This is a genomic window from Blautia sp. OF03-13 (assembly GCF_003460685.1).
Taxonomy (GTDB): Bacteria; Bacillota; Clostridia; order Lachnospirales; family Lachnospiraceae; genus Fusicatenibacter; species Fusicatenibacter saccharivorans.
The window spans coordinates 120,126-131,973 of sequence record NZ_QTVR01000006.1 but is presented as its reverse complement, the minus strand read 5'-3'; the positions used below and the strand labels follow the sequence as shown (position 1 = coordinate 131,973).

General features: G+C 46.2%; 8 protein-coding genes and 1 pseudogene. 8 read left to right on the top strand and 1 reads right to left on the bottom strand.

Features of this window, described 5'->3' with window-relative positions; translation table 11 throughout:
* The first annotated feature begins 160 nt into the window (after positions 1-160).
* Positions 161-367, top strand: coding sequence for a hypothetical protein (locus DXA55_RS06430; protein ID WP_117813392.1), 207 nt, complete (start codon positions 161-163; stop codon positions 365-367).
* Complete coding sequence (locus DXA55_RS06425; protein ID WP_117813390.1) at positions 367-1,134, top strand: cell wall hydrolase; 768 nt, start codon at positions 367-369, stop codon at positions 1,132-1,134. Before DXA55_RS06430 ends, DXA55_RS06425 begins: the two co-directional genes overlap by 1 nt.
* A 118-nt stretch (positions 1,135-1,252) precedes the next feature.
* Here DXA55_RS06425 and DXA55_RS06420 read toward each other — a convergent pair whose 3' ends face one another.
* Positions 1,253-2,449 carry a nucleotidyltransferase domain-containing protein gene (locus DXA55_RS06420; RefSeq protein ID WP_022461109.1) on the bottom strand — a complete coding sequence of 399 codons (1,197 nt, stop codon included), beginning with the start codon at positions 2,447-2,449 and terminating at the stop codon, positions 1,253-1,255.
* Positions 2,450-2,666: 217 nt separating this feature from the next.
* Between DXA55_RS06420 and DXA55_RS06415 the strand changes: the two genes are divergently transcribed.
* From DXA55_RS06415 to pelF, 6 genes and pseudogenes are all read left to right on the top strand, one after another.
* The gene (locus DXA55_RS06415; RefSeq protein ID WP_022461108.1) at positions 2,667-2,936 is read left to right on the top strand and encodes a PqqD family protein; all 270 of its coding nucleotides are present in this window, start codon (positions 2,667-2,669) and stop codon (positions 2,934-2,936) included.
* Between the two features lie 28 nt (positions 2,937-2,964).
* Positions 2,965-5,145, top strand: coding sequence for an NAD-dependent epimerase/dehydratase family protein (locus DXA55_RS06410; protein WP_117813388.1), 2,181 nt, complete (start codon positions 2,965-2,967; stop codon positions 5,143-5,145).
* Entirely contained in the window at positions 5,142-6,098 is a 957-nt protein-coding gene (locus DXA55_RS06405; RefSeq protein ID WP_022461106.1) for a hypothetical protein, read from the top strand. Before DXA55_RS06410 ends, DXA55_RS06405 begins: the two co-directional genes overlap by 4 nt.
* A gap of 40 nt (positions 6,099-6,138) precedes the next feature.
* A complete protein-coding gene (locus tag DXA55_RS06400; protein WP_117813386.1) occupies positions 6,139-8,484 on the top strand; it encodes a hypothetical protein in 2,346 nt (781 codons plus the stop codon).
* 2 nt (positions 8,485-8,486) lie between these two features.
* Positions 8,487-10,355 carry a DUF2194 domain-containing protein gene (locus tag DXA55_RS06395; protein ID WP_055220894.1) on the top strand — a complete coding sequence of 623 codons (1,869 nt, stop codon included), beginning with the start codon at positions 8,487-8,489 and terminating at the stop codon, positions 10,353-10,355.
* Positions 10,352-11,814 (top strand): annotated as a pseudogene (pelF, locus tag DXA55_RS06390) (GT4 family glycosyltransferase PelF). The gene DXA55_RS06395 and the pseudogene pelF overlap by 4 nt, the downstream one beginning before the upstream one ends.
* Positions 11,815-11,848 lie beyond the last annotated feature (34 nt).

Sequence of the window (11,848 nt, the reverse complement as noted above, 5' to 3'; positions counted from 1 at the left end):
AAGCGGAAAAGTGGTGAAAAATTGTGGGTTCTATGAAAAAAACGATGGGAAAAGACAGGAATGTTGTCGAAATATTCTAGTTGACAAAAAGATGTAACACTGGTAGAATCGGTTTGTAACAAGATGTAACAAAAACGTAATAATTATTCAGGAGGTAAGTATGACATTCAAAAAAAGTTATGTGCCGGGCATCCTGGGGAGCGTGCTCACACTGACTGTCATCATGGCTGCACCCGTAAAAGCAGAGACAAAGGAAGAAACCATTTTAAATAAAACAGACTGGAGCACAATGGCTGCAGCAAACGTAGAAGGATATGTCAACATCCGCAGCGAGGCAAACGCAGATTCCGAGATCGTCGGAGTCTGATGCCGGGCTATGCGGTTACTGTAACAGAAAAAGGAGACGAGTGGAGCAAGATCTCTTCCAATGGTGTAGAAGGCTACATAAAGAATGAATATCTGGTATTTGGGGAAGAGGCAAAAGCACATTACCGCAATATGTGCGGTATCACCGGAGTTGTTCAGGCGGACAGCCTTCGTGTCCGTGAGGCAGCATCCACAGATTCCGCGCAGGTTGGAACACTGACACAGAATGGTGAAGTCAGCATATTCGGCGAAGAGGCTGACTGGTATCAGATCCAGTACAGCGGAAGCAGCGCATACGTTCATGGAGACTATGTGACACTTTCAGAGGAGTTAAAAGGTGCTGTTTCCATGGAGGAATACCAGGCATCACAGGCCTGTGCGGCAAGCAGCGCAGCAGCAGCCTCCACAGCAGGCAGTGCATCGGTAATTTCCGCAGACAGCAATGATGTGGCAATGCTTGCAGCACTGATCGAGTGCGAGGCAGGCGGCGAGAGCTACACAGGAATGGTGGCAGTCGGAGCGGTTGTAGTAAACCGTGTCAACAGCGGTTCCTTCCCGAACAGCATTTCCGGCGTTATTTATCAGAGTGGACAGTTTACACCGGTTGCGACCGGAACTTTCCAGAGTGTGCTCGCACGCGGAGCGAGAAGTGACTGTTACGCAGCTGCACAGGCTGCACTTGCAGGTGAGAGCCCGGTTGGCGGATGCCTGTATTTCAACAGCGGCTACGGCAGCGGAATTCAGATCGGATATCAGCATTTTTATTAAAAACAGGCGTGGAACCTTTGCAAGGGGATAGGCAGAGGGAAGACGCATTCCCATAGATTGACAGAACAGAAAAACGAGTAAGTGAACAGGGGAGACGTTCGCTTACTCGTTTTTCGTTTTATTGCAAATCGTTGTTGTCGAAGATTTTTAACAGCTTGGTCTTCCGGTTATCGGCCCGGAAGTCTGCCAGCGTCTGCCGCAGTGTCGTGTGGCGGATACGGTAGGTGTTGGACAGGAAACAGAAAAATGTGATGACCCAGAGAACCGGCCAGAGAAGTACGCATTTATGAAGCTTTGGGAACCGCAGCTTCATCTGAATATGGCCTTCGTGGAACCAGGCATGGATACCGGTGTGCTGGTAGGAACCGCTGCTGACAATTTTTCTCTGTGTATCACTGCCGAAATCGCCGTCTGCGAGAATTTTTTCCAGAAAAATGGCACAGTCAGAGGCAGAGCAGTGAACCTGCGGATCAATGGAGGCAGAAAGACCGAAATAAATACGGCAGGATTCCAGAATCAGCTCATACAGATGAAAAATTTTCGATTCCCGGCACCAGAAGTGGATTTTTTCAAAATTAACCTCGGAGGCATAACGTTCCAGATACAGAGTGAAATCGCAGAGCAGACGGCTGCCAAAACCGCTGTAGAGGTAATGCTTGAGCATGTGATGCAGCATGTAAAACACATTTTCCGTTGGCGGCAGTACCGGATAGGTCTGACCGTAGAGTTCCACGAAAGATGGTTTCAGATGACTGGCGGAAAAAATTTCGTCCACCAGTTCATTGGCCCGGGAAAACTGATAAATACCGACGATGCGGTAATGGAGTTCCAGCGTAAAGGAGCGGCCAGTCTCGGGAAAAGTGAAGCGGTAGGTGACATGGTGATCGCTCTCCTCCGGCTCCTCCGTGTAGCCATGAGCGTTAAGAATCCGGCAGGCACGGGAAAAAGCATCTTTTTCGGGAATATAAAGATCCAGATCTCCCAGCTTCCGATATTCGGGAATGGGATAATTGGCGGCGAGACTGATGCCCTTTAAGAGAAAGCAGGGAATCTTCTCCGCAAGGAGGAGCGAAAAAGTAAGGCGTGTAAAATGTTCCAGCTGATAATAGGAGAGCAGCATCTGCTTCGTCTGCTGTTTGAGAGCAGAAAACTGCGGCTGCTGTTCAAAATATGGCAGAAGAAACGGAAGCGAACAGTGTTTTTCGGCCAGACGGTATAAGGCGGACGGATCCACACCATCAAGCGGGACCGGTTCGGACAAATCCGTGCATAAATTTTTTAAAATCTGTAAATAAACGGCATCAAGCGGCTGCATAAGATACTCCTTTGGGGAAAAGATTTTTCAAATATGTTTTAGTATATCACAAAATGGAAAAAGAAAGTGCAGAGAAATAAAACTTTATTACAGATATCAATAAAAAGCAAAATAAAGTTTACAATGCAATTGGGTAGGGCTATAATAGAACTATTAGTATCCTTGTTTTTCTCTGAGGTAAGAAAGAAAAGCAAGACGCAGAAGAATGGAGATAAAAATGACCAGAAAAGGTGATTTTGTACTCAGACAGATTGCAGACGAATATGTTCTGATTCCATATGGGGCGACGGCGGAAAAGATGAATCAGGTACTCACACTGAGTGAAACAGCAGCTTTTATTTACGAGCAGACCGGCGATGCCGTATCTGCAAAAGAGATTGCAAAACGGCTCGGAAAAGCTTACGATATGCCGGCGGAGGAAGTGCAGGAGGACGTAAACGCAGTGCTGGAAACATTCCGAAACTATGGTATCCTGGAGCGTGTTTGAAAAATCTACGAAAACGGCGAGGTAGCGTATGATAGTATTTTTAGTCGGCGGCGAGAGCAGACTGATGGATGCTCTGATCACCAAAATGGAAAAAGACGGACATAAGACATATCTGCTGACCGGAAAGCGGGATGGAAGAGGAAAGTACCGCCGCGTCTTCGAACGGTATAATTTCCCCTACGACAGCGAGAGCGTGCGGGAAATTTTTACCAATGTAAACCCGGATCTTGTTATTTTTCTCGGAGCTTACGATACCAACTATGACTGGAGTGATGCCAGAAGAGAGTCGGTCCGTTACACCGCAGATCTGACGAACCTTCTTTCGGCGTATGCATTTAAACAAAATGGTCGTTTTGTGTACCTGTCTTCCGAAGTTGTTTATGGCCGGTCTTACAGCAGCGATATCCACGAAACGGAACCGGCATCGTCCAAAAGCTTTCAGGCAATGGCGATTTTGCAGGGAGAAAATATCTGCAAAAGCTATCGTGACACCAGAGAGATGGACACGCGGGTTCTGCGCTTCGATCATATGTATGATATTCCACGGAAAGGAAAGGCCGACAATAACCCATGTTTCCAGATGATGCTGGAAATGCTGAAAACCAATCAGATTGCAGCAAACAGCCGAAATGTTTTTTCCATGATTTATCAGAGCGATGCGGTGGAGTTTGCGTACCGCGTGATGATGGCAGAGCATCCGAAATATCCGCTGTATCACATTTCTTCCGGCGAGGTCATCAGTCAGATGAAACTGGCAGAGCTGATTCAGCAGAATGCGGGAGACGGAACGACGATTCGGGATGATACCGTCGGAGAGGGCTATCGCCTGGTGCTGGATGGCAGACGGTACAGGAAAGAATTTGACGGAAAAATTTTTGTCCCATACGAAGAAGGCGTAAAAGCTGTTGTAGAGTATATGAAGAAATACAGCAGTTCCTTTTTACAGAGAGAAGATACGGGCGCCGGATGGGGCAACCGGGTCTGGAGACTGCTGGTGCGGATTTTCCGCATGCTGGCTCCGTATCTGGAAAACCTGATCTGTTTTATCCCGTTCTTTATGATTCATAACCGTGCGGTCGGCAGCCAGTATTTTGCAAAGCTGGATGCGTATCTTTTGTATGTGCTTTTGTTTGCGATTGTGTATGGACAGCAGCAGGCGATCTTCTCAGCGCTTCTGGCGACGGCTGGCTACTGTTTCCGCCAGATGTATAACCAGAGCGGTCTGGAAGTGCTGATGGATTACAGTACGTATATCTGGATGGCGCAGCTTTTTATCCTGGGCATGGTAGTCGGTTACATGCGTGACCAGATTCATCATATCAAAAAGGACGATCAGGAGGAGATCAGCTATCTGCACGGACAGCTTGGCGATATGACTGAGATCAACGACAGCAATGTGCGGATGAAACAGATTTTTGAACTGCAGCTTGTCAACCAGAAGGACAGTCTTGGAAAAATTTATGAAATTACATCGTCACTGGATCAATACGGTGCCTATGAGGTGCTTTTCTATGCAGCACAGACGATTTCCAAGCTGATGAATACGGAGGATGTGGCGGTTTACACCGTTGCCAACCAGTCGTATGCGCGTCTCTTTTCCTTTACTTCGCCGACGGCCAGAAAGCTGGGAAATTCCATCCGCTACCCGGAGATGGAAGCGATGTATACGGATCTGAAAGAACGCCGCGTATTCATCAACAAGACGATGGATGAGCGCTATCCGCTGATGGCGCAGGCCATTTATGCGGAGGATGAAATGCAGATCATTCTGATGCTGTGGGGACTTCCGTGGGACCGCATGAACCTGGCCGAGTCCAATCGTCTGACGGTCATCAGCTATCTGATTCAGAATGCGGTTGTCCGTGCAAACCGTTATCTGGAAGCACTCCGGGAGCACCGTTATCTGGGCAACAGCAGCATTTTGGAAAAAGAGGCATTTACACAGCTGGTAAGTGCGTTTTTTGAGGCAAAGCGGAATGGACTGACAGAATGTTCCCTGGTAAAGATTACCTGCGGAGAAGAAAAATATCTGGAAGCAGCAGAGGTGCTCGGAAAGAAACTGCGACAGACCGATTACGTCGGAATGCTGGATGGCGGCCTGTATGTATTGCTTTCGGATACAGAGGAAAAGAATGCGCTGGGTGTTATTACTCGTTTTGCAGAAGCTGGATATGAGAGTACAATTGCAAATGGGGAGGTGGCCGCATGAGCATAAACGGAACACTGGCGTTTGTGATCCTGTGGATCGTGAATGCTCTGATTGCGCTTGTGTATCTGCTGGTTGGAATTTTCCTTTATGTTCCGGCGTGTGATCTGAAAAGAGAGCAGGGGGAGGAGATTCAGTACGACAATCGGAGAGCATTTTTTATTCGTTTTATCGTCATGGTTCTCTGCCCGGTCGTCGGTCCGGCATTTTTTCTGTGCAGTTATCTGATTTACAAGACGGTATTCCGCCAGGCGGTCGATCTGGAAGATGTTATTTTCAGCAAGGAACGTGTGCAGACACATCTGAAAGCGGACGAGGAGCGGGAGCGCAACATGGCGCCGCTGGAAGAATCGCTTGCCGTCAGTGACAAGCGGAATATGCGTATGCTGATGCTGAATGTGATCCGCGGAGATATGCAAAAATCCCTGGAATCCATTACCATGGCACTGAACAGCGAAGATTCTGAGACATCCCATTATGCGGCCTCGGTATTGCGGGATGAGCTGAACGATTTCCGGTCCAATGTGCAGAAAATGTACACGCAGATGCAGCAGGAAACAGAGACGGAAACAGAATGTGAAGAAATGCTGATCGATTATATGAATCGAATTTTAAGTCAGAAAATTTTTACAACAATGGAGCAGACCAAGTATGTCAATATGCTGGAAGAAGCGGCCGAATCGCTGTACCAGAAAAACGGTGCACGAATTACGGCAGACCGGTACGAGGGACTGTGCCTGAAACTTCTGGATTTAAAAAAAATTCCGGAAACCGAAAAGTGGTGTATGCGTCTGGCACGGCAGCACGGAAATGCGCTGGCAGCGTATACCTGCCGGTTAAAACTGTATTTCACAATGGGGGAAAAAGAGAAATTCTTCGAAGTTTTGCAGGAACTGAAAGAGTCTGATATTATTATTGATAATGAGACGCTGGAGCTGATCCGGATTTTCAGTTAAGCAGGAAGAAAAAGAAAAGCAGAAAGGAGGAACAGAGATTATGACAATGAAATGGCTTACAATTTTACAGTTTCTGGAAATTGTCGCGGCATATGGCATTGTAACTTTGTTCCTCCCATGGCTGGTACTCCGGAAGCGGTTCCGCCGTTTTTCTGCTGCGGAACAGCTGACCGGATATTTTTTTGCGGGAAATTTTTATATCATCTATCTGGTATATCTGCTGCAGTTTCTTCATATCAGCAATCGTGTGACACTGACGGCAGGCACCGTGGGGCCGTTTCTTCTGGTGTGGATCTGGAAAAGAAGAAGTAAGATTCCAGGTGTGATCGAGTGGGTTCTGGAGAATGTAGAGCGTCTGCTGAGTGGAGAACGTGGAAAGAAAACTTCGCTTGTGCAGCTGCGAGGGACCATTTACAGGCGGTTTTTCCGTGGAAAAAGAAAGCAATGGCTGAATGTGCTGCTGGAGCTTGCTGTGATGGGGGCCGCGATTGCGGCAATTACGTATGTCTATGGGCCGAATATGATCGAAGCTTACGGTTATAAAGCCAGTGATATCCCGGTACACAACTACTGGATCAATGAGCTGGATCGGAACAACATCTGGGTTGCAGGTGTGTACCCGTATGGATTTCACATCGTGATTTATTATCTGCATATGGTGTTTGGGATCAAAACGTATGTCTTGCTGCGGATCTTTGGCGTAGTGCAGACATATTTTGTATATCTGGCAATGGTTGTGGCGCTGAAAATGGTGTGCAAGGGAAGATTTACTCCATATCTTGGCGTGCTGTTCTATGTGATGGATATTTTTAACCGGAATACGTATGCAAGATTTGAAGGTGCGCTGCCGCAGGAATTCAGTATGATCTTTATTCTGACGTCTGTCTGCATGGCGATCCGTTTTTTTCAGGAATTTGCAAAAGAGCAGAAGGCAGAAGAGAATGAAAAAAAAGAACTGGATCAAAACTGCCGTTGGTATCTGATCCAGTTTGCCATTGGATTTTCGCTTACGCTGACGATCCACTTTTACAGCACGATGATCGCCGGGCTGTTTTGCATTGGCGTTGCAGTCGGCTTTTGTTTCCGGTTTGCCCGGTGGAAGTATTTCCGCAGAATTATGGCAACGGGAATCCTGAGTGTGCTGCTTTCTGTACTGCCCATGGCGGCGGGTGTTGCGATGGGAAAAGGACTGCAGGGATCCCTGTACTGGGGATTAAGTGTTATCAATGGAGGAAAGGATGATGAAACGGAAGCGACAGATTCTCTGGTGGAAAATACAGAGCTGAGCACCATTTCGGAAAGTGAGGGGACAGAAAACAGGGATGGCGGCTCAACAGTCAGTGCATCACAGGTCGAGGCGCTGAAAAAAGCGGCTGAAGAGAAACTGGCAGAACAAGCGAAGGAGCAGCAGAAGCCATTAAAGGAACGTTTAAAAGAAAAATTTGCAGCAGTTCGAAGCAGCATTCGCGTAAATGTGATGAATGTAAAACCATATATTGTGGAAATTACCCTGGGAAGTATTGTGCTTTTGGCTGCGCTTGGAAGTTTGATGGTGCTTTTACGGGAGATTGATTTTGCGGGAGTGATTTTTTCCACTGCCTTTTATCTGCTCTGTATGTGCTGTCTGCAATGTGCATCCCTGCTGCATTTGCCGGCATTGATGGATCCAAACCGCTGCAGCATTTTCCTTTGCTATTCGGTTTGTTTTTCATGGACGCTGGGAGCAGATGCCATCGTACATCTCCTGATACGATGGTGGAAGAAAAGATGGGTCAGCAATGTTGCATCTATCCTTACTTTAGTCATAGCGGTTTCTGCTGTGATATCAAATGGTCTTCTGAGAAAGCCGATTGTTGTAGACGCTCTGGAAGATAATGGAGCGATTGCCTGCGTTACCAATATTTTAAAAGAAAACAGGAATTTCACCTGGACCATCTGCTCTGCCGATGATGAACTTCGAATGACGGAGTTTTACGGCTACCATTATGAGACCATTACTTTTCTGCGTGAACTGCAGGATCTGGAAAAAAATCCGGAGATCATTATGCCGACACAGAATGTATATTTTTTTGTGGAAAAAATTCCAATTGATTATGCGGGAAGTACCAACCACAAAGAAGTAACCGTGGAGGGAGCAGAAGCATCCCTTCCGTCAGCAGGCGGAATTGAACCGTATTTTGCAGAAAACCGGTGGTATACGATGTGCCATATTTATTACTGGACACAGAAATTTAAAGAACTTTATCCAGACGAGATGGAAGTCTATTATGAAACAGACAGTTTTATTTGTTATCGTGTACAGCAGAACGTAAACAGTCCGTACAATTTTGCAATTGATTACGGATATAACAATCCAACGCCAAAGGCAGGAAGCGAGGAAGAATAGAGATGGTTTCGCGTAGAAATTTTGTAGCAATTACAATCATTATGGCGATCGTTCTTTTCTTATTCCAGGGATTGAATGTGGCAAGAGAAAAGCTGAACTATTACGATACAAATGCATATGCGAAGGATAAAGAAACGTTAGCGGATGGAAGCGGAGCATTTGGAGCAGTGGATGCTTCCGATCAGATTAACATAGAGGGCAGCAGGGGAACCATTGTTTATATCGGAGCAGAAAAGAGCGACTCTATCGGTACCGTTGTTCAGGAATGGTGCCGGTATATGAAATATGAGTCAGCAGTCTATTCATCGATAACAAAATATGAGAAAGCAATGGAGAAAAAAGATACCAGGCTGCCGGAAATGGTGATTGTGAATTCGGAAAATATAGACTGGACAACCGTAAAGGATACCGTGGAACTGCAAAAATGTACAGAACAGGGGATTCATCTTGTATTTGCAAATCTGCCTGATGTTTCTGTGATAAAAAAGAATCAGAAATTCATGGAATTGCTTGGCATCAAAAAAATTACAGCAGATCAGGTAACGGTGAAGGGAATGGATTTGTATGCGAATCTGATGCTTGGCGGAGAAAACATTTATGAGGCGAAGAAACAGGAAGAGAAAAAGATGCAGGATCTTGAACTGACTTTTCCGTGGTTTAAACTGGCAGGTGGTACGAAAGCTTATATGAAAGGTATTCCGGAAGACAGTACCTTAAAAGTGCAGGAACATCCCGTTGCAATCTGGCGAAAAAGTACGGGAAATGCCTATGTTTTTGCAGTAAACGGAGATTATATGGAGGATGAAACGGGACTTGGAATCCTGACCGGAATGCTTTACGAGACAAGAGATTATCTGATTTACCCGGTCGTAAATGCACAGAATCTGATTGCTGCTAATTTTCCGGTTCTGACAGAGGAAAATACAGCACAGATGCAGGAGATTTACGGCAACACAGCAACAGCTGTTAACCGTGATATCATCTGGCCCTCTTTTGCTTCTGTTTATGAAAAGAATCATCTCGGACTGACCTGTATGCTGGCGCCGAAGCTTGATTACAGCAGTACAACAAAACCAGATGGCAGTATGCTGAACTATTATGTGAAACTGATTAATGAGCAAAAAGGGGAAACAGGGCTTTCCGGTACTTGTGAGTCAGAAACGGATGTGATACAGAAACTGCAGGAAGATCAGGAGTTCATGCAAAAAAAATTGAATACGTTTGCTTTTTCTTCTTTTTACGCTGGAGAACAGACGGATGAAGAAATGGAAAAAGCATTGCAGCAGCCTGTTCTTGAACAGATTCGTACGGTTGTAAAAGCCAAGGATACCGAGGGGGATATTGTAAGATATCAGAACGATCAGGTTACAAGCCAGAAAGTGATATCGGAAGAAGAGGAGCAATTTACATACCGTTCCTGGATGAAAGTAAAGAGTGTGGAATCTGCACTTGGATATACCAGTGTTCTGCTGGATTTGGATGCTATTCTTTATCCGAAAACAGAAGAGGATCGCTGGGAAAATATCGGCAAGGAATTTGCGGCGAATCTTTCTACGTACTGGAAGCTATTCTCCGGTTTTGACGGCACGACCGTATCGGAATGTGACACCAGAATCCGGACATTTCTGAATTCCCGTTATGAAGATGACAGAGAAGACAATGCCATCACATTAAGGACAACAGGAACCGATGAAACAGCGTATTATGTTCTTCGCACGCACAATGAAGATGTCAGAAAAGTTACAGGCGGAACAGCAGAAAAACTTGAAGATTCCGCGTGGCTGATTCGCGCAGAGCAAAGTGAGGTAAGGATTACGCTTGGAGCATCGGATCAACGGTATTACTATGAGAAAGGGGCGAAAAACGAATGAGAGTCTGCATTGTTGCGGAAGGATGCTACCCTTTCGTCGTAGGAGGTGTTTCAAGCTGGGTACACAGCCTGATCCAGCTGTTTCCGGAAACGGAATTTGTGATTCTTGCAATTGCGGCAAATCGTTCCCAGCGGGGAAAATATGCCTATGAATTGCCGAAAAATGTGTCTGCGGTCTATGAACTTTATCTTGACGATGTGGACTGGAGCGGCAGCAAGAAACTGCACAGAAAACGGCTGAAAAAAGAACAGTATCAGGCACTGCGCAGTCTGATTCTGGATCAGGACATCGAGTGGGATGTTTTGTTTGACCTTTTCCAGAAAGAAAATGTTTCCCTGAATGCGCTACTGATGGGGGAGGATTTTCTGAATGCGGTCAGAGACTGCTATAATCTGAAATACAGTCAGATTGTCTTTTCTGATTTCCTGTGGACGATGCGTTCGATTTATCTGCCGCTGTTTCTCACCATGCAGACGGAAATACCGCGTGCCGATTTGTACCACTGTGTTGCAACCGGTTATGCGGGGGTTCTTGGTGCCATGGCAAAACACTTCTACGGCAGCCGTCTCCTGATTTCTGAGCACGGAATTTACACCAGAGAGCGGGAAGAAGAACTGATCAAAGCCAAATGGTAGAAGGAATCTATAAAAATATCTGGATCGATCAGTTTCGAAAAATGTCAAAGCTGGCGTACAACGAAGGGACGCTCATTACATCACTGTTTGAACATGCACGGGAACTGCAGATCGAACTTGGCTGCCCGATCGAAAAAACCATGGTCACGCCAAACGGAATCCGTGTGGAAAATCTGCAGAATATTCCGGGGAAAACGGAAGAAGATGAAGGAAAAATCAACATCGGTGCGGTACTGCGTGTGACCCCGATTAAAGATGTCAAAACGATGATTCAGGCATTTGGTTTTGCGAAAGAAAAAGATGACCGTCTGAAACTCTGGATTATGGGACCATGGGAAGAAGACCGGGAATATGCCGAGGAGTGTTTCCAGCTTGTCTCGGATATGGAAATCCCGGATGTTGTTTTTACCGGAAGAATCAATATCCGCGATTATCTTGGAAGAATGGATGTGACCATTCTGACCAGCATAAGTGAGGGACAGCCGCTGACCATTCTGGAAAGCTATGCGGCGCATAAGCCGGTGATTGCAACGGATGTCGGAAACTGCTATGGACTGATTTACGGGGAAAGTGATGATTTCGGTGCGGCCGGAATTGTCACGCATATCATGAATATTGAAGAAATCGCGCAGGCGATGCTGGATATGGCGGCAAATGAAAAAATGCGCCTGGAAATGGGAGAGACCGGCTATCGCCGTGTGATGGAGAAATATAGAGTAGAATATATGCAGAAAACATACTGGGAGATTTACCGGGATTTCGCAGAACAGATGGGGCTGGAGTGGAAGGAAGAATCGGTAAAACTGCCGGATAAGGAAAAGTAAAACCGGAGCAGGCACAAAAAAGGAGGAAGAGGAT